Annotated in this window: 22 protein-coding genes; 9 read left to right on the forward strand and 13 right to left on the reverse strand. The window is 52.7% G+C overall.

The annotated features are described in order from the left end of the window. The first annotated feature begins 95 nt into the window (after positions 1-95). The 3 genes from lolB to prs all read left to right on the forward strand — a co-directional run bounded on the left by lolB (position 96) and on the right by prs (position 2,701). Positions 96-716 carry a lipoprotein insertase outer membrane protein LolB gene (gene lolB, locus D9980_RS08985; RefSeq protein ID WP_121607066.1) on the forward strand — a complete coding sequence of 207 codons (621 nt, stop codon included), beginning with the start codon at positions 96-98 and terminating at the stop codon, positions 714-716. Then, positions 716-1,582, forward strand: coding sequence for a 4-(cytidine 5'-diphospho)-2-C-methyl-D-erythritol kinase (gene ispE / locus D9980_RS08990; protein WP_121607067.1), 867 nt, complete (start codon positions 716-718; stop codon positions 1,580-1,582). The genes lolB and ispE overlap by 1 nt, the downstream gene beginning before the upstream one ends. A 171-nt stretch (positions 1,583-1,753) precedes the next feature. Then, positions 1,754-2,701 carry a ribose-phosphate diphosphokinase gene (gene prs, locus D9980_RS08995; RefSeq protein ID WP_002211240.1) on the forward strand — a complete coding sequence of 316 codons (948 nt, stop codon included), beginning with the start codon at positions 1,754-1,756 and terminating at the stop codon, positions 2,699-2,701. 181 nt (positions 2,702-2,882) lie between these two features. On the opposite strand, the gene ychH is transcribed toward prs, so the two are convergent. Continuing rightward, the gene (gene ychH, locus D9980_RS09000) at positions 2,883-3,161 is read right to left on the reverse strand and encodes a stress-induced protein YchH (RefSeq protein ID WP_121607068.1); all 279 of its coding nucleotides are present in this window, start codon (positions 3,159-3,161) and stop codon (positions 2,883-2,885) included. A gap of 365 nt (positions 3,162-3,526) precedes the next feature. Here ychH and pth point away from each other — a divergent pair, with 365 nt between their 5' ends. Continuing rightward, a complete protein-coding gene (pth, locus tag D9980_RS09005; protein ID WP_121607069.1) occupies positions 3,527-4,117 on the forward strand; it encodes an aminoacyl-tRNA hydrolase in 591 nt (196 codons plus the stop codon). Positions 4,118-4,142: 25 nt separating this feature from the next. On the opposite strand, the gene D9980_RS26650 is transcribed toward pth, so the two are convergent. Beyond that, the gene (locus D9980_RS26650; RefSeq protein WP_021806703.1) at positions 4,143-4,388 is read right to left on the reverse strand and encodes a hypothetical protein; all 246 of its coding nucleotides are present in this window, start codon (positions 4,386-4,388) and stop codon (positions 4,143-4,145) included. A 920-nt stretch (positions 4,389-5,308) separates the two neighbouring features. Here D9980_RS26650 and ychF point away from each other — a divergent pair. Next, the gene (ychF, locus tag D9980_RS09010; RefSeq protein WP_021181096.1) at positions 5,309-6,400 is read left to right on the forward strand and encodes a redox-regulated ATPase YchF; all 1,092 of its coding nucleotides are present in this window, start codon (positions 5,309-5,311) and stop codon (positions 6,398-6,400) included. A 148-nt stretch (positions 6,401-6,548) separates the two neighbouring features. On the opposite strand, the gene D9980_RS09015 is transcribed toward ychF, so the two are convergent. The 4 genes from D9980_RS09015 to D9980_RS09030 all read right to left on the reverse strand — a co-directional run bounded on the left by D9980_RS09015 (position 6,549) and on the right by D9980_RS09030 (position 10,455). Further along, positions 6,549-6,839, reverse strand: a complete 291-nt coding sequence (locus D9980_RS09015) for a heavy-metal-associated domain-containing protein (protein WP_121607070.1) — start codon at positions 6,837-6,839, stop codon at positions 6,549-6,551. Further along, positions 6,836-7,198 (reverse strand): mercuric transporter MerT family protein, encoded by a 363-nt coding sequence (locus D9980_RS09020; RefSeq protein ID WP_121607071.1) that lies wholly within the window; start codon positions 7,196-7,198, stop codon positions 6,836-6,838. The genes D9980_RS09015 and D9980_RS09020 overlap by 4 nt, the downstream gene beginning before the upstream one ends. Then, the gene (locus tag D9980_RS09025; protein WP_121607072.1) at positions 7,170-8,315 is read right to left on the reverse strand and encodes a transglutaminase-like domain-containing protein; all 1,146 of its coding nucleotides are present in this window, start codon (positions 8,313-8,315) and stop codon (positions 7,170-7,172) included. Before D9980_RS09025 ends, D9980_RS09020 begins: the two co-directional genes overlap by 29 nt. Positions 8,316-8,550: 235 nt before the next feature. After that, the gene (locus D9980_RS09030) at positions 8,551-10,455 is read right to left on the reverse strand and encodes a methyl-accepting chemotaxis protein (RefSeq protein WP_121607073.1); all 1,905 of its coding nucleotides are present in this window, start codon (positions 10,453-10,455) and stop codon (positions 8,551-8,553) included. A 278-nt stretch (positions 10,456-10,733) separates the two neighbouring features. Between D9980_RS09030 and D9980_RS09035 the strand changes: the two genes are divergently transcribed. Then, positions 10,734-11,312 carry a YiiX family permuted papain-like enzyme gene (locus D9980_RS09035; RefSeq protein WP_121608986.1) on the forward strand — a complete coding sequence of 193 codons (579 nt, stop codon included), beginning with the start codon at positions 10,734-10,736 and terminating at the stop codon, positions 11,310-11,312. Between the two features lie 87 nt (positions 11,313-11,399). Here the strand turns inward: D9980_RS09035 and D9980_RS09040 are convergent, their stop codons facing one another. The 4 genes from D9980_RS09040 to D9980_RS09055 are packed head-to-tail and all read right to left on the reverse strand — an operon-like array spanning position 11,400 to position 14,996. Beyond that, positions 11,400-12,515, reverse strand: a complete 1,116-nt coding sequence (locus D9980_RS09040) for an AAA family ATPase (protein ID WP_238393695.1) — start codon at positions 12,513-12,515, stop codon at positions 11,400-11,402. Then, positions 12,503-13,216, reverse strand: coding sequence for an RNA ligase family protein (locus D9980_RS09045; RefSeq protein ID WP_121607074.1), 714 nt, complete (start codon positions 13,214-13,216; stop codon positions 12,503-12,505). Before D9980_RS09045 ends, D9980_RS09040 begins: the two co-directional genes overlap by 13 nt. A gap of 50 nt (positions 13,217-13,266) precedes the next feature. Continuing rightward, on the reverse strand, positions 13,267-13,884 hold the full coding sequence (gene prfH, locus D9980_RS09050) for a peptide chain release factor H (protein WP_121607075.1): 618 nt from the start codon (positions 13,882-13,884) through the stop codon (positions 13,267-13,269). Further along, complete coding sequence (locus D9980_RS09055) at positions 13,884-14,996, reverse strand: RNA ligase RtcB family protein (protein WP_121607076.1); 1,113 nt, start codon at positions 14,994-14,996, stop codon at positions 13,884-13,886. Before D9980_RS09055 ends, prfH begins: the two co-directional genes overlap by 1 nt. Before the next feature lie 425 nt (positions 14,997-15,421). On the opposite strand from D9980_RS09055, the gene hutW reads away from it, so the two are divergent. Together hutW and chuY are read left to right on the forward strand one after the other, a co-directional pair. After that, on the forward strand, positions 15,422-16,759 hold the full coding sequence (gene hutW, locus D9980_RS09060) for a heme anaerobic degradation radical SAM methyltransferase ChuW/HutW (protein ID WP_121607077.1): 1,338 nt from the start codon (positions 15,422-15,424) through the stop codon (positions 16,757-16,759). 12 nt (positions 16,760-16,771) lie between these two features. After that, positions 16,772-17,395 carry an anaerobilin reductase gene (gene chuY, locus D9980_RS09065; protein ID WP_121607078.1) on the forward strand — a complete coding sequence of 208 codons (624 nt, stop codon included), beginning with the start codon at positions 16,772-16,774 and terminating at the stop codon, positions 17,393-17,395. 34 nt (positions 17,396-17,429) lie between these two features. Here chuY and D9980_RS09070 read toward each other — a convergent pair whose 3' ends face one another. After that, a complete protein-coding gene (locus tag D9980_RS09070; protein ID WP_121607079.1) occupies positions 17,430-18,593 on the reverse strand; it encodes a mandelate racemase/muconate lactonizing enzyme family protein in 1,164 nt (387 codons plus the stop codon). 145 nt (positions 18,594-18,738) lie between these two features. Between D9980_RS09070 and D9980_RS09075 the strand changes: the two genes are divergently transcribed. Next, the gene (locus tag D9980_RS09075; RefSeq protein ID WP_121607080.1) at positions 18,739-19,740 is read left to right on the forward strand and encodes a LysR family transcriptional regulator; all 1,002 of its coding nucleotides are present in this window, start codon (positions 18,739-18,741) and stop codon (positions 19,738-19,740) included. 170 nt (positions 19,741-19,910) lie between these two features. Here D9980_RS09075 and D9980_RS09080 read toward each other — a convergent pair whose 3' ends face one another. Both D9980_RS09080 and D9980_RS09085 read right to left on the reverse strand, forming a co-directional pair. Continuing rightward, positions 19,911-21,542: a DUF4139 domain-containing protein gene (locus D9980_RS09080; protein WP_162304245.1), complete on the reverse strand. Its 1,632-nt coding sequence runs from the start codon at positions 21,540-21,542 to the stop codon at positions 19,911-19,913. Positions 21,543-21,747: 205 nt separating this feature from the next. Next, the gene (locus D9980_RS09085; RefSeq protein WP_121607082.1) at positions 21,748-22,275 is read right to left on the reverse strand and encodes a 4Fe-4S dicluster domain-containing protein; all 528 of its coding nucleotides are present in this window, start codon (positions 22,273-22,275) and stop codon (positions 21,748-21,750) included. Positions 22,276-22,288: the final 13 nt, after the last annotated feature.

Genomic DNA, 22,288 nt, shown 5'->3' on the forward strand with positions numbered 1-22,288 from the left:
ATTGTATTATTGACGTTACGCCACTCGCCCGTTAGCGTGGTGGCAGAAATGCTAAACAGCACTGCCCCGCAAGGACAAAAGGACAACAAAACGTTATGCCTATCCGCAAAGTTAGTTTGCTTCGCCTGATCCCATTAGCCAGCCTGGTGCTGACGGCCTGTACTCTCACCAAGCCTGGCCCGGCCACCAGCCCGACGTCTCCGCAGTGGCTCGCTCATGAGCAAGCGGTGCAACAGCTTGAGCAGTATCAAACCCGGGGCGCTTTTGCTTATCTGACCGATCAGAAAAAAGTCTACGCCCGCTTCTTCTGGCAACAATACACGCCCGACCGCTACCGCCTGCTGCTGACCAACCCGCTTGGCAGCACCGAGCTGGAGCTGAACGTGCAAAAAAGCGTGGTGCAACTGACGGATAACCAGGGCAAACGCTATGTCAGCGACAACCCGGAAGAGATGATCCGCAAGCTGACCGGCATGCAGATCCCATTGGATATCCTGCGCCAGTGGATGCTTGGCCTGCCAGGGCAAGCTACCGATTTCAGCCTGGACTCCCAGTACCGCCTGAACAAGCTGACCTACAAACAGGGCGATCTGACCTGGGTTGTCACCTATCAGGACTACAATACCGATCTCAAAATCCCGTTACCGAGCCGCCTTGAGCTGCAACAGGGCGATCAACGCATCAAGCTGAAAATGGATAACTGGACGCTCAAGTGATGATCCACCAATGGCCTTCCCCGGCAAAGTTGAACCTGTTTCTCTATATCACCGGCCGTCGTGCAGACGGCTACCATCAGTTGCAAACGTTGTTCCAGTTCCTGGATTATGGCGATACGCTAACCATCGTTCCCCGCCAGGATGACCAGATCCAGCTGCTAACACCCGTAGAAGGGGTGCCAGATGAGCAGAACCTGATCGTCCGGGCCGCTCGTCTGTTACAGCAACATTGCACGGCCCACGCCATTGCCACCCTTCCCCGTGGGGCTGACATCAGCATAGACAAGCGCTTGCCGATGGGTGGCGGCCTTGGCGGCGGCTCTTCCAACGCGGCAACGGTGCTGGTCGCACTGAATGAACTTTGGCAATGTGGCCTGAGCGACGACCAGTTGGCAAAGATGGGGCTAATCCTCGGTGCCGATGTCCCGGTATTTGTGCGCGGCCATGCAGCATTTGCCGAAGGGATCGGTGAACAGCTACAGCCAGCAAATCCGGCAGAAAAGTGGTATTTGGTCGCTCATCCCGGTGTCAGCATCCCCACACCGGTGATTTTTGCCGATGCCGAATTAAAAAGAAACACCCCGGTTCGCCCTCTGAACGCCCTATTACAGGCACCTTACGCAAATGATTGCGAACCGATCGCAAGAAAACGTTTTCGCGAGGTTGAACAGCTTCTTTCATGGCTGTTACAATACGCGCCGTCACGCCTGACTGGCACAGGTGCTTGTGTGTTTGCAGAATTCGACTCCGAGCCCGCCGCTCTTCAGGTGTTAAATCAAGCCCCGGCCTGGTTGCGTGGATTTGTAGCGCGTGGCGTTAACGTCTCACCACTACATCGCATCCGTTCCGGGCAGTTTGAGCCGTAGCTCAACGTGTCGTTGCGCAGGGTCGTCTACCTGGCCCTGTCATCTCTGCGCTGCTCTGCAGTTCAAGTTAGTTTTACACACCCGTATGTATATTGCGTCGGCGTCGCCAACTGCCCCTTGGCGAAGACCGTATGACAATATCTTCTCTGGACGCATGCTGAGGTTCTTCTCGTGCCTGATATGAAGCTTTTTGCTGGTAACGCCACCCCGGAACTAGCACAACGTATTGCCAACCGTTTGTACACCAGCCTTGGTGACGCCGCTGTAGGTCGTTTTAGCGACGGCGAAGTGAGCGTGCAAATCAACGAAAATGTACGCGGCGGTGATATTTTCATCATCCAGTCCACCTGTGCACCCACCAACGACAACCTGATGGAACTGGTTGTTATGGTTGATGCCCTGCGTCGCGCCTCCGCAGGTCGTATTACTGCTGTAATTCCTTACTTCGGCTATGCCCGCCAGGATCGCCGCGTGCGTTCTGCGCGTGTGCCAATCACTGCCAAAGTTGTTGCCGACTTCCTCTCCAGCGTAGGGGTTGACCGCGTATTGACAGTCGATCTGCATGCCGAGCAGATCCAAGGTTTCTTCGATGTCCCGGTAGATAACGTATTCGGTAGCCCGATCCTGTTGGAAGACATGTTGCAACAGAACCTGGAAAACCCGATCGTGGTTTCCCCAGATATCGGTGGTGTCGTGCGCGCCCGCGCGATCGCCAAACTGCTTAACGATACCGACATGGCCATCATTGATAAACGTCGCCCTCGCGCAAACGTTTCTCAGGTGATGCATATTATCGGGGACGTGGCAGGCCGTGACTGTGTACTGGTCGATGACATGATCGATACCGGTGGTACCTTGTGTAAAGCAGCCGAAGCGTTGAAAGAACGCGGTGCCAAGCGCGTATTTGCCTACGCCACGCACCCGATCTTCTCCGGTAACGCCGTGGATAACATCAGGAACTCGGTGATTGATGAAGTGATCGTCTGTGACACTATTCCGCTGTCAGCAGAAATCAAGGCGTTGAAAAACGTGCGCACTCTGACCTTGTCCGGTATGTTGGCTGAAGCTATCCGCCGTATCAGCAATGAAGAGTCAATTTCCGCGATGTTCGAACATTAATCCCTTCTCTGGCGCGGTTTACCTCCACTGCGCCAGGTTGTTCGGGTGAACATCTCAGAAAACAAAAAACCCGTTGAAGCGCGAGCAACAACGGGTTTTTTACGGGATGTGGGACATAACCTTAAACCTTATACGGCCAGGCTCCCTTGCCTTTGTTCGCCAGATCCTTGGTTGTGGTTAATCAATGTGACGGACGGCGCGGGTTGTTTTGGCAGCGTTTATCAAAGTGTTTTGCCCACCAATAACGATCTGCAACCCGCTCGCGCCCACCAATACGTGCACCGGCCAGCCACAACAAGGCGCCGATAAAGATACTAATGATGGCGCCGTGGGCAAAGAACTGCGGCAAATTGAACTGTGATACTTCAGCCAGGATGGAGTATCCAACCCCGCCAATCATTACCACCATACCCATTCCCATTAAAACGTTGCCAATGACCTCAGCGTTTTTACGTTTCATATGCCACCTCCATAGTGCCATGTGCCAATAGAGGGAAAACCCTAACTCGTTATCCCACTTTGATTAGTTAAGTATAGTCGTTATTTCAGCATGGGTATTGCGTGACCGATCACAAATGGCAACAAAAGGCTGACAATTCTTTACTTTATGTTAAAAATTAGCGAGGTAACTAAATTGTTTTACTAATGTATTATTCAGTTTTCAGCTATTCACGGGGGGAGGCGCCAGATTTTTGTCATTCTGCACGCAGGCAGGTACACTAACGACCTATAAATTTCGAGCTGTGCCGTTGTGAAACCTCAGGCGATCACACCTGGCAGGCAACGGGCACGCCCTTTCCATTTTTCTAGCATAGTGAATCTCTTGTGAGCAGTATCAAACTGATTGTTGGCCTGGCCAACCCGGGCGCAGAGTATGCCCAGACACGGCACAATGCCGGCGCATGGTATGTTGACCTACTGGCGCAACGCCACAACCAACCGCTGAAGGAAGAGAGTAAGTTCTTCGGTTACACCGCACGCCTGAATTTGGCCGGTAACGACGTTCGGCTGCTGGTTCCTACCACCTTTATGAACCTGAGTGGTAAAGCCGTTGGCGCCTTGGCTACCTTCTACCGCATTCTGCCGGAAGAGATCCTGGTAGCCCACGATGAATTAGATCTGCCACCAGGGGTGGCGAAACTCAAATTAGGTGGCAGCAACGGTGGCCACAATGGCCTGAAGGATATCCAGAGCAAGCTGGGCAACAACCCGAACTTTTATCGCTTGCGCATTGGCATCGGCCACCCAGGGGATAAAAACAAGGTAGTAGGCTTTGTGCTGGGTAAACCGCCAGCATCAGAGCAAACGCTGATTGATGAGGCCATCGATGAGTCGCTACGTTGCACGGAGATCTTGCTGAAGGAAGGTATGACTAAAGCCATGAATCGTTTGCATGCATTTAAAGCGACTAGCTAAGCGGTTAGGCCAAGTAATGTGATTTTCACTTGCTTGGCCTGCTACTTATCGGGCAATAGCGGCACAGTTTACGGGTACAGCATGGCTGCACGCTGTTTTGCACAACAACATCAACCACATCCGGCGTAGTTTTCTTTTTCAAATCCGCATTTCCACCAAAAAAAGGCCGCTCAATCAGGCTCTTCCTCCGCTCGTTCCTGAAATGAATAATAAAAGAAATAACTGAAAGTAATAATAAAATCGGTGCAGAAAGCACATCAATCCCATTCATGGAATAAATTCCTCCTTGAATTCAAATAGCACAGCGAATAATACGCGGATAATATCTTAAAAAAATACGCCCAACAATACTTATAGTTAAATTTATCATTACCCTTCTAAACCTACCTCAATATAATTAAGAGAATGCTTATATTTACACAGAAACATCCTATAAGAATAGTAGGATGTTTCCATTAAAAAACCACAGATAATTCTTATTAAACCAAAAGCGATTACAATAACATATTAAATAAATTAACCATTAAGACTAAGTACAAAGAATAATCCCATCAAATAACAAATATCAATAAAAACAATATAATACAATTACATCACACTGAAAAGAATGACTACCAAACGAGACAGTGATTAAATATTCATCATATTTAAAACAAAAGCTAGTTTGAAATTAATGCATTTTTCTAGCCTATATAGATAGCCCACCATAAGATAAGTAGCGTCTTGCGGTTTAACGTTCTGTAACTCTTTATCCGCTGTAATCCACCCGCTTTTATTATCATATGTTGCCACATTGTTTCACTGGATGAGGGAAGGGAAATCCCAAGAATAACCCTAGAAAAAGAGCGTCTTTATGGTTAAACATGCATTTAAAATAAAACATTTACTCACTTATATTACTAAATATCTGATAACAAATACCCAGAATAATCTCCGATATTAGCGTTCCATGTCCTATTGCCAGATGTGTTCAACCTGGATCTGCACCTTGCCTGCAGAACACCTCTACCGACGTTGAATTGAGCCGACCCAGGCGTTAACAGCCGTAAGGAACGCCTCAAGTGATAGCGCCAGCAACGGGCAGATCGAGATAACTGCCCATTACGTGTATAATGGCGGGATAATTTCGTCCTTTATGCAGCAGGCTAATGTTAACCTGTTGATAGTCAAGATATTTAAGGTGATATAAACATGGGATTCAAATGCGGTATCGTCGGTCTGCCTAACGTTGGCAAATCCACCCTGTTCAATGCGTTGACCAAAGCGGGTATTGAAGCGGCTAACTTCCCGTTCTGCACCATTGAACCCAATACCGGCGTGGTACCGATGCCCGATGCACGTCTGGATCAACTGGCCGAGATCGTCAAACCACAACGCATTCTGCCCACCACCATGGAATTCGTTGATATCGCAGGCCTGGTAAAAGGGGCTTCCAAAGGTGAAGGCCTGGGTAACCAGTTCCTGACCAACATCCGCGAAACCGAAGCTATCGGCCACGTGGTACGTTGCTTTGAGAATGACAACATCATTCACGTGAATAACAAAGTGGACCCGGCAGACGATATCGACGTCATCAACACCGAGTTGGCACTGTCCGACCTTGATACCTGCGAACGCGCCATTCACCGTGTGCAGAAGAAAGCCAAAGGCGGCGATAAAGACGCAAAAGCTGAATTGGCTGCGCTGGAAAAATGCCTGCCACAGTTGGAGAACGCCGGTATGCTGCGTGCTCTGGATCTGACTGCTGAAGATAAAGCCGCGATCCGCTACCTGAGCTTCCTGACCCTGAAGCCAACCATGTACATTGCCAACGTCAACGAAGACGGTTTTGAGAACAACCCGTATCTGGATGTTGTGCGTAAGATTGCTGCCGAAGAAGGTTCCGTGGTGGTTGCGGTTTGCGCCGCTGTTGAATCCGACATTGCAGAGCTGGAAGATGAAGACCGCGCTGAATTTATGGCTGAGTTGGGTCTGGAAGAACCAGGTCTGAACCGCGTGATCCGCGCAGGTTATGAATTGCTCAATCTGCAAACCTACTTCACCGCTGGCGTGAAGGAAGTGCGTGCCTGGACCATCCCGGTTGGTGCTACTGCCCCGCAAGCCGCCGGTAAAATCCACACCGACTTTGAAAAAGGCTTTATCCGTGCGCAGACCATCGCCTTTGAAGACTTTATCACCTATAAGGGTGAGCAAGGTGCCAAAGAAGCCGGCAAGATGCGTTCAGAAGGGAAAGACTACGTCGTTAAAGATGGCGATGTGATGAACTTCTTGTTTAACGTCTAAATGTTTTCTTGGGCTTCACAACAGTATCTGAACAGCTAATGAAGCCCGCTAAGCATTTGAAATCCACGCAACCGCGTGGATTTTTTTTATTTATTGACGCCTCAGGTTTCCTCGCAGCAATTCAGTACAAAAATCAGCACAGAGTGAACTACGGAGCTGGCACTACGCCCTGGATTTCGCCGCTATAGCCGGTACGGGAAATCGCCGTCAGCAATACCTGATTATCAAAACCCTCGGGCACAATCACTTCCGCCTGGTGCGTTTTCAGCGAGGCTTTGGCCTTAATCACTCCATCAGTAGAGCGCAACGCTTTATTGATGGAGATGACGCACAGTGAGCAGGTCATGGCTTTGATATCAATCGTGACTTTCTGGTTCTCCGCCCATAACCGCGGCGCAATCAATACCAGAGCCAGCAGCAGCAAAATGCGCTTTTTCATTCCATTATTTCCCAAATCCAAGGTAATACGTAGGGGTAGGTCATCAACGCCAACAGTAAAGGTACTGACAGCCAGTAAAGCCAAATGAGTACCCGACGGCTGACGACGTTCACACAGACCGGACGTGGCGATAGATAAAGCCGCCAAAATCCTCGCAGCATCAATCCGATAGCCACAATAATCATTGGCCACTGTAGCCAGGATAGCGCCGGGATCCCCGTAAGCCCGGCAGCCGAGATACCAAACACCAGATACAACAACGGCCCGAGGCAGCAGAGTGTCGATGCTGCGGCGGCAAGCAGAGCCGCCAGCAGCGTCACTACGCTGCCCTTAACGCTGTTCGACAGAGACATAGTCATAGCTGAATTCGGCCGGATCGTAGAAGTTTAACGGGTCGCCATCCACTTCAGCATAGGGGTAACCAAAGTTATTGAGGTCGCCCTGCTCTGCCTCTGGCGAAAGCGCGAAATCACGGGCGTAGTTAAAACCAACCCAGTTCATTTCCCAGTTACCGAACAGGTAATCGTTGACGGCTTCAACGGCGGCATCACCGTTTTCTTTTTTCTCTGCCAGACGCATTTTAGTGACGTCGGCCGGATCGGCTGGTAGCCAGCCGAAACCTGCCAGCCAGAACATCGCCCGGCAGTGCTGCCCGCCGCTGACTTTTGCCACGCCTTGCTCATCAGCGCTACCAAATGCCTTCTTCGAATAGCTCCCCAACTTGCGGGATGCGCCCAGGCGAATACCAAACATCTCACGCGCCGGGATCCCGCAGGCACGGCACAACGCGACGAACACGGAGTTGATATCGGTACATTTCCCGCCCAGCTTACCAGCCTTAAGGATTTGGCCCACATCACCGGTCCCGCAGCCAATCACCGCATCGTCTCGATGCATATGGGTTCTTACCCATTCATGAATTAGCCTCGCCTGCTGCAGAGGGGATTTCTCACTGCCAATAATCTTCAACGCCGTTTCTTTCACTAGCCCATCCACCGGGATATGTGGGGTCGCGTTAAGATAGGGTTGTACTTCTGCGGGGAACACCAGATCGGTTTGCGGGAGGTGCCATTCGGCCAGTTGGTTGCTCTTCAGCGGCTCCCAGTCCAAGGTTTCAATCAGCATTTCCACCTTCAGTTCCATTGGGCCTTTGGAGTCCGGCCAGGAAGCAAACAACGTTTTGGCTGCGTAGGTATTATTCGCCGTGAGGTAGGCCTGCTGATAGTTGCCAGAAAAAGAAATGTGCTTCAGTTGCTGGAAGGCGGTGTCCAGGGGGACCGGGATCCACAGATTGGCCTTACCTTCTGAGCCTGCTGGCGCTTTCAGTTGGTAAGTTTGTGTCATCACAAAACGTCTTCTGTTATCCACGCAGGTTGACGCAGGGATATCCGTTTTACGCGACTCAGACCAGACCGGGCTTATCAGCCCAAAAGAAGATAACGCCGCCGCACCCTTGAGAAATTTACGCCTTTCCATCACCGTTCCTTTTTTATTATCAGATAGCGCCAAAGCCTTGCCCACCGCCTTTGGGAGGGCAATAGTATGCACCCAGGCAGCACAAAACGACATACCGCTTACACAAAAAGACATCAGGGAATATACGGTAAACGGCATGAGGGAAAGTGGAGACGTCTCAAGAATAATAAAAATACGCTACGGAGCGAACGATCGAGTCGGAGGTGGGATTACTCCCACCGTCCTTACAACAACATTATACGATAAACCGATTCACTAATTGGGTCATCGCCGCCGCTTGGTTGTCCAGTACCTGACTGGCACTGGCCGCTTGGGAAACCAAAGCCGCATTTTGCTGGGTGACTTGTTCAAGCTGATTCAAAGCCAGATGAACCTGCCCCACCCCCAATGATTGTTCGTTGGCGGCCTGAGCGATATCGCTAACATATTGCTTCATCAGCCCAGAGTTATCTGCTGCCGCTTTTAGCGCGATCCCGGAAGCCGAAACCCGGGCGACGCCTTCTGCAATTTTTTCCATATTTTGATTAATCAGCTCTCGGATCTGGCTCGCCTCTTTAGCACAACGTTGAGATAAGTTACGCACCTCACTCGCTACCACCGCAAATCCCCTGCCGGACTCGCCAGCTCGAGCGGCTTCTACCGCAGCATTGAGCGCCAATAAATTGGTCTGAAAAGAAATGTCGTCAATAGAAGCCACGATACGTGAAATCTGCTCACTAGAATTACGGATCTCCGTCATGCTCTGGCTGGCTTCATTCGCCACACGATTCGCCTGCATGACATCACGCTCCATCGCCAGCGTGAGTTGTTCAGCTTCGCGGGCGTTATCTGCAGTCTGGGCGATCGCCGTGGATATTTGTTCCATACTTGCCGCAGTTTCAACGATAGACGCCGCCTGTTCATCAGTACGTTGCGCTAAATCCTGATTACCAGCGGCGATATCACCGCTAGCATGGTGAAGCACCTCCGAGCCGGATTTAATCTCTTTAACGATATGCTGAATATTTTCAATGGATTGGTTATAGGCATGATTCAATGCTGACAACTCATCACTACCCGGCACGCTAAGGCGTTGGGTCAAATCCCCCTCCATTTCACCAATCGTTTTCAGCGTTCCTTGCAGTTGCAGATGGATACTCCGCGCAACGACGATGGCTATCGCCAAGGCCACTGCCAGGGAAAGAAGGCTGATACACAGGAAAGTTATCCATTCGCTACGTGCCGTGCGTGACAACTCTGCAGCATGCTTTTGCAAGGTGTCAGCGGTTTGATTCTCTAGTTGACGCAGCACTTCAATGCGCAGAGTCTGAGCCTTGAACCAATCGGTAGGATTAACTTTGAATCCACCGGTGGCGACTTTATCGAGCGCTATTTCACGAAACTTAAGGGCATCAGTTGCCGATGCAGAGCGTAATGCGCCATCAAGCGCCGCCGCCTGCTCCGCGGTGCTGAAACGACGAGTCGCAGAAAGCCAGGCCTCTTGTTTTCCTACCACATCGCTCAACTGGCGGAATTGCCCATCACCAAAACGATCGCTAGAGAAAACGCCGGAGAGTAATGCTCGCTCTATTCCCGACTGTTCTTTCAGGTTAAGCAGACTGTAATACGCTGACAATTCTTGGCCGATTTTGCCCGATGTCGTCAAATGCCCGATACCGCCGACAAAATCCAGCACCTGCGCGATGGTCTTAGTATAGAAACCAATGGCTTGTGGTGCTGCTGTGTGTAAATTGCTGACGTTATTGCGCACCTCGCTCAGCAATTGGGTTTGGTCGTTAAATAACTGAATCGCCGATGTATCAATCCCTTCTAATGCGCGGCGATCCGTTTTAGCTAACAGTTGGCTAAATGTCGCCATAGCCGCATCCGTTAGTTTACGTTGATCCGCTAGTTCAGCGCGAAACTGCCCGCCGCCAGAGCCAAGATAACCGGCGCTCATGCCACGCTCTTTTTGCAACTCATGCACGACATCCCCTGCGCCACGCGCAATTGCCGTTAGCTGAACGATGACATCCATCTGACGTTCGGTGTTGATACGGGTTTTCATCCCCGAACCGGCAAACCAGCATAAAGCCAGTAGCAGTGGAAACAGAGCAATGAAAAGCTTCATTCTCATCGATATACGGTAGATCCCTAACATCCGGTTTCGTCCTATTTAGCTGACAACATCAATAGAACAGCTATCGGCCTGCTTTAAGCACCCTTTAACCACAATGATGGAATTGTTATTATTGCATTGATAAATAGCATTATTTTTATTAAAGCATAAAGGCAGCCAATGCGACCTCCCTGCTTTGCTCTACCACTTCATCCTCACTTCACACAGCCCCGATAAAATGGCTAGATTCTAACTTCGAGGGATTGAACGTGATTTTTACCAAACGCCTGTGGGCTATTCTGTTTCTCACCATCGGCCTGATGACCGTGCTGGTCAGCCAAGCTCGCGAGCTACCTGCGGTGCAGGATGGTGACATCATTTTCCACACTTCCCGCTCGGCACAGAGCCTGGCGATACAGCAGGCCACCGGCTCGCGTTACAGCCACATGGGCATCATTGTGCTGCGAGATGGCAAACCTTACGTATTCGAAGCGGTATCGACGGTGAAGTACACGCCGCTGGCCGCCTGGATCGATCGTGGAGAGCAAAAGCATTTTGTCGTCAAACGGCTAAAGAACGCCAAGCAAATGATGACGCCGTCCGCGCAGCTAAAAATACGCCAGCAGGCCAAAAGCTTTGCCGGAAAGCCCTACGACATGCAGTTTTCCTGGTCTGATGAGAAGTTATATTGCTCAGAGTTGGTGTGGAAAATTTACGATCGCGCACTAGGGATACAAATCGGCAAGCTGCAAAAAGTGCGTGAATTTAACTTTGGTGCTCCTGCCGTGCAGAAGAAACTGAAGGAACGCTACGGAACGCAAATCCCGTGGGACGAATCGGTTATTTCGCCGAAGGCGATGTTTGAATCACCGCAGTTAGTCACGGTGATCGCGAATTAATCTACGGTGACGTCCCCCCATCCACATGGATAGGGGACTGTATGTGCTACACATTAGCTCCGCGCTGGCACCCTTGCACAAACCAGGTTAGCTTGCGTCCTGCACCCGCAACTCCACCTCATGCGCCTCGTCCGCCTTCGGGATCTCCAATTTACTCAGCATCCGCGCCATCGCATCAGTTGGTACGCTGTACTCCCGCTCGGCATTCTGCCGCTGCCACTGGGCATACGGCACTTCCAGGTAAACAATCTTCACCCTTGCGCCATAGGCGATAAACAACTCAACCAACTGTCTACGCAACTGCCGGGTAATATTGGTGGCATTCCAGACAAAAGGCTCACCCCGCCTTAGCAGCGTTTTTGCCTGCGACTTGGCCTGCTGCACGACCCAGCCGGTCGCGTTCTTGTCGGTAGGAGACAACCGGTGTTGCCGGCGGATGTTGTCCAGGCTGATAACCTCAAGTCCAGCGGCATGCTGCGCGATATAGCGATCTTTACCCATTCCCGGCAGCGCACAAAGTAACGTCACTTCGCTCTGAAATTGCTCGTAGGGAACAAAATCCACGCTAGCCTGCGGATGCGTCAAATAGTGGTAACGCTGGTTATCGCTAGCAAAAGGACGCGCTTGCCCCCAGCATTGCTGCTCCTGACAAAACAGTTCGAACAGCTCGATGTTATCCAGCAGGCCGTTTTGGTCGTCACACTCGCGCCCCAACACGTCCGCCCGTGCCAACATCGCCAGCAACCGTGTATCCAACCGTAAGGCCGCTAATAACAGCGCCCGCTCCGGCGATGGCCGCCCCATGATCCATAATGGCAAACCATGAAAACGTACCAAGGCCGCTACCTGTTCACGCAGTTCAAACGGTGTCACGATATCCCGATAGAGGATCGAGCGCGTGGTCAGTTCACCGCGTTTAGCGTGGTTGGGTGAGGTCACCGAACCATCGTCGGCAACCCGCGTGGTACTGCGCTTTTCTACATCGTGCAGCAAGGCGGCAGCCCAAACCAGCTCCTGCTGTTGCTCTGGCAACGCCAAAAACTGCGCAGACTCGGTCAGTGCCGCCAGCACGCGCTGGGTATGGATTGCCACATCGCCTTCCGCATGATGACGGGGATCTTGTGGCACCTGATGCATGTCGGCCACCCAACGGAATTTATCCGCCAGCCTGCCCCACTGCTTGTCTTCACTTAAGCACCACATGGTTTATCCTCCTGCTGATACTCGTACGCCATACGCGCTCGTTGCCAATTCACTCTCCAGTGACGATCGGTTTTCACATGGTTTTTACGCACGTACTTAAATACGTTATGGGAAAACTGAGCCACCGGGAATTCAGCCGCATTGCGGGTGACAATCCCTTCCATGGTACATGGCAAGCCGGTATGTACGTCGTGCGGCGCAAAACTCCCCACTCCTCCCACCTGCTCCAGTATTGCCGAGCGGTATTCTTGTTCCGTCTGGCGCGGCACGTCCTGTACCACTTCTGGTACACAGGCAAAATCAAATAATGCCGCGTAAAACTGCACTTCTTGCCAACTCAGCCACATGTCTTTACAGCGCACGGCGAATAGATAAAAGTCCTGTTGCAGGCCACGATATTCGATCGAATGGGTGGCATACAGATTCTCCCCAAACAGTTCGATATCGCCCAGGTCATTTTTAATCAGTTGCCAACGCTGGCGGATCTGGCGCGTCCAGGCAGAAACCGTCGGTGCCGCATGGGAGCGTGCAAATACGCCATATCGATTCAGGCAGTTATTCTCACCATCGAGCTTTTCCGTATGGATCAGTGAGGGGATTAACCGTATGTCTTGCCAATAGTGTTTATTGATCCGATCGTCACTGGTGGTTCCCGGTGAGAACGGATAATGGTACGTCCGACCATATTTATGTGTTTCCATTTCTTTTCTTCTTATAGCGTTACCGGCCTGCCCCATCAGGCCGATATTGATTAAGCGAGCGGCGTAAAACTTTCGCCTTTAAACACCCGAACCGGTGAACCGCGCACTATTTGATGGTGAAACATCCGTCGTTCAGCACGCTGTTCGTCGAGTTGCTGTTGCTCAAGCTGTTCCAAACGGTGAGCGATCAGCAAATACGCCAAACGCTTATTGGCATGTTGGCTCCGCTCGGTCTGCACTTTGACGCTAATGCCGCTAGCGATATGGGTGGCGCGAATAGCCGACTCCGTTTTATTCACGTGCTGCCCACCCGGCCCGGAAGACTTCAACGTCTCAAAACGGATCTCGCTCTCTTTTGGCACTGCTGCCGGAGAGAAACGCGCTGCACCAATAAACCAGTTCTTTCTGGAACGCCCTGTACGCCACGGGCTTTCGCAAATCCACTGCAATGTCCCGCACCACTTGGCGGCCAATGGCTCCGCCGCTTCGCCGTTAAGCGTCAATAGCACCGAACGCAACGTGCCGGGCAGGCGGCCCTCTTCCCGCTCAACCTCATGCAGTTCCACCTGCATGACCTGAGCCTCTTTGTGGAACTGGCGCAGTGCCAAACTCACCGCCAGGCAACATTCATCCGGCCCCTGGGCGGCAGAAATCTGTAATAAGATCATCACTGCCCCCCGCTGGTTTTGTAGGTCAACACTGGCTGCATACGCGCCACCAACGTGACCAATCCGGCCTGCTGCAAGGCTCCTACTACACTATCAATCGGCTTGTAGGCTTCCGGCGCTTCCTGATAAATCAGTTGGCGGTCGCGGCAAATCACCCGGCTGCCGAAGCGGGTTCTGGCCAACTGCTCGGTGCTGAAACGCGCCGATAAGCGGTCTTTACACTCCGAACGCATCCATTTTCGCCCGGCACCATGCGCCAACGAATACAAACTGCTGGCGGCAGGTAATGGCTGGACGATATAGCTGTAATCACCGCGCGAACCGGGGATCACCACCAGCCCTTCATCCGACGGGGTAGCCCCTTTACGATGCAGCCAGCCAGGCACGCCCTCGATAGTGGCCGCCGCCAGCAGGTTATGATGGATATCCAGCAGGCAATCGCCAGCAGTGCGTAACCGCTGCAATATCCGCTGGGCAATCAGTTGCCGGTTTAAGCCTGCAAAATCCAATGCCTGTTGATGCTGTTGCAGATAATCGTTGGCCGCATCGGTATTTTCCAGCAGGCCATGATGCCCATGGGCGCGCACATGCTGTTCCAGTATTAGCTGGCCCAAGCCACGCGAACCGCTGTGCACCAACAGCATCAGCCGTTTTTTATCGAGACCGGCCTGCGGCTGATATATTTCGTCGATGCGTAGCAGTTCAGCAAAATGATTACCGCCGCCAATGGTGCCTAATGCACGAGAATAATCGCCAAGCGCTGGCGGAATATCCCCCAACTCTTCTTCCTCTAGCGGGCCGTCAATATTGCCCAGGTTTTTTTCCAGTTTATCCAGCGACTGTTTCATCGCCAGCAAATCTGTTTGCCATAGCGACATACCGCAACCGATATCATTACCGATTAACGCCGGGTAGAAGCGATGTTGTGAAAAGAAAGCGGCACCGACCGGGTAACCACGGCCAGGATGCAAATCTGGCATCCCGACCACGCGCACCATATCCGGCAGCTTGGCGGTAATTTCTAATTGTTGGATTGCATTTCCTTCAATCCAAGTGTGTTCCGACGCGATCAATGAAACTCGCGGCGTAACGGAGCCAATAGTATTGCTCATAACCAATCCTGATTAATATTTTATCTAATTTTTTGGATTTGGCGGGCGGTAGCCCTAGCAATACCTGGAGAACAGGAAATTATGCCTGAGGATACGACCCGCAAAGGGTAAACAGTGCTTGATAATTCATGATGTACCTCCTTTGCAAAGTGAATGAATGGGAAAACGCGGCGATAGTACATATAAACTCCAGCGTTAGCAATGGTTGTTCGCATCGACCATTAAAATTTAATTCGGGGCGCCGCAAAGTTTGACCCAAGTCAACGTTATATTTAATTGGCGGCTTGCTGGATAGACTCTGCTGACGATTGTCAGTATATAAATGCAAATGGTAATCATTTTCAGTTAAACTATGACAGGTCTGAGTGGCTGCGCTTCCATGCGGCCCTGCCTCCATCAGTTCTGCCCCATTGAAGGAACTTGAGTTGAAACATGACACTGAGCTGGATTTAACCCCGCATTTTGCACTGGCAGGCAATCAGCCGTTTAAAGATCGTCGTGCCATGATGCCGTTGCGCGGCGCGATCCCCGTGGAAAAAACGCTGCTGGCATCAACCTGGAAAAACGTCATCGGCCAGACCACGCCCAGCCGTAAGCGTCTGGTGTATCTACACATTCCGTTTTGTGCCACCCACTGCACCTTCTGCGGCTTTTACCAGAACCGTTTCGAGGAGGACAGCTGCGCCCACTACACCGATGCGCTGCTACGCGAGATCGAAATGGAGGCAGACAGCCCTCTGCATCAGTCTGCGCCAATCCATGCCGTCTATTTTGGTGGTGGAACGCCTTCGGCGCTTGCCGCACGGGATCTGGCTCGCATCATCACCGCTCTACGCGAACGACTGCCGCTGGCCCCAGACTGCGAAATCACCATCGAGGGCCGGGTGCTAAACTTTGACGATGAGCGGATAGACGCCTGTCTGGATGCCGGAGCCAATCGCTTTTCGATTGGTATTCAGTCGTTTAATAGCCAAATCCGCAAAAAAATGGCCCGTACTTCCGACGGCGCAAGCGCCATTGTGTTTATGGAAGGGCTAGTTCGTCGCGACCGCGCTGCCGTGGTCTGCGATTTGCTATTCGGCTTACCCGGTCAGGATGCGAAACTTTGGGGCGAAGATCTGGCGATTGCCCGCGATATCGGCCTGGACGGTGTCGATCTCTACGCCCTCAATCTGCTGCCCAATACGCCGCTGGGTAAAGCAGTGGAAGCTGGCCGCACCTCCGTTCCCTCACCTGCCGAGCGGCGCGATCTCTATTTGCAGGGCTGCGATTTCATGGACCAGGCAGGCTGGCGCTGTATCAGCAACAGCCACTGGGCGCGCACCACGCGAGAGCGCAATTTGTACAACCTGTTGATTAAGCAAGGCGCAGATTGCCTGGCCTTTGGCTCCGGCGGCGGGGGTTCGGTCAACGGCTATTCCTGGATGATCGAACGCAACCTCACCACCTGGCATGAAGCTATCGCCGAGGGGCGCAAACCGCTGATGATGATGATGCGTACCTCAGGTAACCGAAGCCAGTGGCGTCAGCCGTTACAGGCTGGCGTGGAAAATGCGCGCATCCCGCTGGATGAACTGACGCCTGATGCGGAAAAGCTGAAGCCGCTGCTCGCACAGTGGCATCGGGCGGGGTTAACCCGCGACGCTACAACCTGCCTGCGCCTGACCAACGAAGGGCGCTTCTGGGCAAGCAATATTCTGCAGTCTCTTGATGAGCTGCTCCAACAACTGGATCTGCCGCGTATTGCGGTAGCCACCCTCTAACAGGAGTGAACGATGAAACCATGGCTGATTTTTGGCGCTGGCGGCAAAGGGGTCGGCGCGCTGACCCTGGAACTTGCGCTGGCGGAACAGCGTCCGGTGGTTGCGGTGGTACGCAATCCGGAGGCTGCCGCTCGCCTGCGGGAGAAAGGCGTACAGGTTTATCTCGGTGATGCTTGTGATGCCATTGCTGTCACCCGCGCTTGCGAAGCTACGGGTACCAACGCGACGATCATCTCTTCAATGGGCGGCGCACAGGATTATCTGGCCCACCGGACAGTGATTGATACGGCGGAGAAATGCGGGATATCGCGCATGATCCTCATCACCTCGTTGGGCTGTGGCGACGGTTGGCCGTTTTTATCACCACGCGCCAAAGCAGGGTTTGGCCAGGCGGTACGTGAGAAATCGCTGGCGGAAAGCTGGTTACAGACCAGCACGCTGGATCACGCCATCTTGCGCCCCGGCGGGCTGCTAAACGGCAATGCTACCTGCAAGGCGCAACGGTTCCAGGGGCAGGAAGTTCATGGCTTTGTGATGCGTGCGGACGTTGCTGCACATGTCCAGCAACTGGCAAATGCCCCCGCACTCAATCAACAGATCTATAGCCTGGTTGAACCGGGTCTTAAACCGGCGTAATCCCCCACGCGGCGCTGCCCCATCAGCGCCGTAATCATTCCGCCAACGCGCGCATCACCTTGATCAGCTCCGATTTACCTTCAAAGCCAATCCCCGGCAGTTCCGGCATAACAATATGGCCATCTTCCACCTTCACCGAGTCCGGGAATCCGCCGTAAGGTTGGAACAGATCAGGATAACTTTCATTGCCCCCCAGCCCCAGCCCCGCAGCAATATTCAATGACATCTGATGCCCGCCATGCGGAATACAACGGGAGGGTGACCAGCCGAACTGCTCAAGCACTTCCAAAGTACGGAGATATTCCACCAGCCCATAGGAGAGTGCGCAGTCAAACTGCAGATAATCACGATCGGGGCGCATACCGCCGTAGCGCAACAGATTACGGGCATCCTGGTGTGAAAACAGGTTCTCTCCGGTCGCCATTGGCCCCGGATAGAACTCGGACAGCACGGCCTGTAAGGCGTAATCTAGCGGGTCACCCACCTCTTCATACCAGAACAGCGGATACTCCCGCAGCATCTTGGCGTAGGCAATCCCGGTTTCTAAATCAAAGCGACCGTTGGCATCCACCGCTAGCCGCGCCTCGTGGCCAATCTCTTGCAATACGGCCTCGATACGACGGCGATCCTCCTCCAGCGGCGCACCACCAATTTTCATTTTCACCACGTTGTAGCCACGATCCAGATAACTACGCATCTCCTGACGCAGCGCGGTGAGATCTTTGTCTGGATAGTAATAACCACCGGCGGCATAGACAAACACCCGTGGATTAGCCACGGTGCCTTTCATATCCGCCAGCATACGGAATAACGGCTTACCGGCAATTTTGGCGGTGGCATCCCAGATCGCCATATCCAGCGTTCCCACAGCTACCGAGCGTTCTCCATGGCCGCCGGGCTTTTCATTGATCATCATCGCCTGCCACACCCGGTGCGGATCGAGGTTGTCGCCCTGCGGGTTGAGCAAACTGTCAGGCTCAGCCTGCAAGATGCGATCGCGGAAACGCTCGCGGATCAGCCCCCCTTGCCCATAGCGCCCGTTGGAGTTAAAGCCGTAGCCCACCACCCGGCGGCCATCAACCACCACATCGGTCACTACCGCAACCAGGCTGGTAGTCATCTTGCTGAAATCGATATAGGCATTCCTGATCGGCGAGGCAATCGGTTTGGTGATTTCCACCACGTCTGTAATACGCATTTTTCTCTCCAACGGTCGTGATTCGCAGGGGTATCGTTGATGCATTTTTCGCATCCTAGACTGTCAGGCATTGGCACCCTGCCGGTTTCTTGCCATAGTAAGCGGCTAGAACATCACCGGCCAATGCGAAAAAAGGATAGCTGTTATGCAGAATCGGCATCACTTGGAACTCACCTGGCTTGAGGATTGCGTAGCGCTGGCCGATACCCTCAATTTCTCCAAGGCCGCCGAGGCTCGCTATGTCACCCAACCGGCATTCAGCCGTCGCATTCAGTCGCTGGAAGAGTGGGTCGGCACGCCGCTTTTCGAACGTAATCGGCGGGGAGTTCACCTCACCAAGGCCGGTGAAGTTTTTTGCAAACAGGCCCCTGAGTTAATCAGATCGCTCTATGCGCTGAGGAGCGAAACCCTGGATGCCACCGGGCAATATCAGCCGGACGTAGTCTTTTCAGCCACCCACGCCCTCTCATTCTCTTTCTTTCCGGCGTTGCTCAGGCGTAATGAAAAGATGGCCAGATTAGGCTCTTTCCGCCTGCTGTCCGATACGCTAAAAGCCTGTGAGAATCTGTTGGCGCGTGGGGAGGCGCAATTCTTGCTCTGCCATTATCATCCGCATATGCAGATGACTCTCGATGCGGAAAAGTTTGTTAGCCTACGCCTGGGGGAGGATCGATTGCTGCCCTACAGCCTGGCTCTGCCGGGTTCCGCAACGCCGATGTGGAAAATCGGGGAGCAAAAATTCCCTTACCTGTCGTTCAGCAATGACTCGGGGTTGGGGCGAATTATCTCCAACAGCGCGGTGATTAGCCGGGCCAAACGAGGGATGGAAGTCGCTTTTACTTCGGATCTGGCCGCCACGTTGCTCGCCATGGTGGCGGCGGGAGAAGGTGTCGCCTGGCTGCCGCAGTCGCTGGCAGAGGCCGACGTTGATAGCGGCAAGATCGTAGTTGCCACCGACCGCCCCGACGATCTTTGCCTGCCCATTGAGATACGCCTCTACCGGCCCGTGACCAAGATGGCTAAATCCGTTGAGGCACTATGGCAGCTATTTACCAAAGAGGCTGAATTGGCCCCTCACCCCAACCCTCTCCCACAGGGAGAGGGAGCTGGTCCGGAGCCGCTTTCAGGTACAAAAGTCAGTCTTTAGGCAGATTGATGATAAGGACGAATGTAGTAGCCAAGGGAAGCCAGTACGGAGCCATTTTCAGGTGCAAAGTCAGTCTTTAACCAAGCTGGTTTGAGGACGAATGTAGTAACCAAGTTGTGGCACGTTCGGTCCCCTCTCCCTGTGGGAGAGGGCTAGGGTGAGGAGTAAAGTTATAAATTGCTCACGCGCTTATCCTTTGGATACTTCACCGTATAAGACAGGGTGAACTTCTCGGACTGATTCGCGGGTAAATCCAGTGCCCACTGCACGTTACCGGTGTCTTTATCGTAGCTGGCACCGTCGTACTTCAGCCCGTCGATAGTAATCGCCGAATCCCGGCTCAGCGGCATCTGTTCCATCACCACCAGCTTAATCGGCTCTTTACGGGTATTTTTCACGCTGGTGACAAAGGAGTACTGTTGGCTTACCGAATTGCCAAAAAACTCCGCCTTCGAGGTCAGTTGCTTACCGTTTTCGCGGTTAACGATAATCTTTTTGTCCCGGCCCAATGACAGATCCAGCGTCTCTTTAGCCTCCGCGATATTGATATACCCCTGGCCGACAAACGAACCCTCGAAGAAAATACTGGACTTGCCCGGCAACAAATTAAGCTGCTCCCAGTCTTTTAACTGTACCTGCAAGAAGGCATCGGGTTCGATTTTCGGCACCACCACGTAGCGATAGTCGCCCTGAACGTCCACATCCTTGATGGTGACAGAATGCCCTTTACCATCGGAGGCAATGTTATAAGGCAGGGAAATGCTAAAGCGGGTATTCACACCGCCAGCATCGGTGACCACATAGTCAGAGAGGGAGCTTTTAGCTCTGGGGGCCATTGCTCCATCAAGTTCTGGAGCATTCGCGCCAGCGGCCATTTCCGCAACGGGAGCCGGTGCCGGTCTGGGTATCGACCTTGCCATCTTGGAACTTGAGTAGTCCTGATAAAAATCGAGGTACCAAGGTTGTAGCTCCGGCACCTGCGCCCCTTCGCTCGGGTTGCCGCTGGAAAGCGTCAGGTTGACCTTATCCCAGTTGATGCCGCTGTTCTGAAACACATTGGCCTTGTAGCTCAGCTTGACCGGCTGGGTAATGCTGTTGACCCGCACATCATAAGTCGGCACCCAACCTGCATCTGGGATCACATAAGACAGCTTAACGTTACTGGTCACGGCTTTCGCAGTGTAAAACTTCACCACCACCTGATTCACCGTTTGGCCAGTCTTCTGCTGAGCCTCGTCCAACTGGCTCTTCAGCTTTTCGATATTCTTGTCAATCGCGGCGATTTTCTCTTTAATCTCGATATCCGCCAGCAGCACTTCACTCATGCGGCGGCTAACCAGCTCAAGCATTTGATTAACCTGCTCAACGGAAGCGCCCTCTTTCTCCGAACCCAACGCACGGTTACTTTCCAGTACCGCCAACTGCGCCTGGATCACTTCCCGCTGCACGTTCAGTTTGCTTTGCTCGCGCACCTCATCATCAATCTGTTTGGTTAATTGCTCCACTTCAGGCGACACATGTTCGGTAAGAAAATCGCGTTTTATGCTGAAAGATTGCACGACCACGCCGTTATCGGCATCAAGCATCAGGCTCTGTTCGTTCAGCCCGCTGGCAATATTGGTAAAGACGACTTCGCTTTCCCCCGCCGGTAGCGTCACTTTGCTGCTGTTGAATAACTCGGCACCGCGAATAAAGACCGTCACGTCGTTGAGCGTGACGTTTTGCGCCTGCGCCAGGCCGGTATAGGCCAACAGCACCGAGGCCGCCAACAGCGTGGTTTTAAATCCAGGGAAGAGGGTCATCGTCATTTATCCTTAACAAAGAGGTTCCGTGCAGAATATCGACGAATTATAGCATGCAGCCTGGCGGTAAGATTTCTGAAAAATCATCGCGTTCAAAGGTAAAGCAGCGATATTCGTGTCATTTAGCCACGTCGCGCCGATCATTAAGAAAACCCATTCCACGCGGTTATCGCGCAGAATGGGTTGTAGTGAGGTAAGGGATAATTTACCGCAGGTTCGGCTTAGAGCCACGGGCCGCGCGCTGTTGTTTTTCCAACTGCATGGCTTGCAGGTCTGCTGGCCGGATCAGGGTTAACGCCGCCGTTGGGCACACCTCAACACAGGCCGGCCCCGCTTCGCGCCCCTGACAAAGATCGCATTTATTCGCCTGAGCCCGTTGGTACGCGACACCATTGCTGCCATAACCCTGATTGACCACCACCTCCATCGCACCATAAGGGCAAGCCACCATACAGCTCTTGCAGCCAATACAACGCGACTGGATCACCTGTACGCTACCATCCTGGTTATAGATGGCCTCGTTCGGGCAGGCGTTCAGGCAAGGGGCATTCTCACATTGGCGGCACAGCATCGGTACGCTGACGCTAAGGGTTTTCATCACCCGTAAGCGAGGATTGAAGTTTTCCGCCGTCATCGGCAACGGATTATCCCCCAGATGCGCCATCACGCAGGCAATCTCGCAGGTGCGGCAGCCAATGCACTGTTTCATATCGGCAATGACAAACTGATTCATACCGTCTCTCCTT

Origin of the sequence: Serratia sp. 3ACOL1 (genome assembly GCF_003668775.1) — a bacterium.
GTDB classification, from domain to species: Bacteria; Pseudomonadota; Gammaproteobacteria; order Enterobacterales; family Enterobacteriaceae; genus Chania; species Chania fonticola.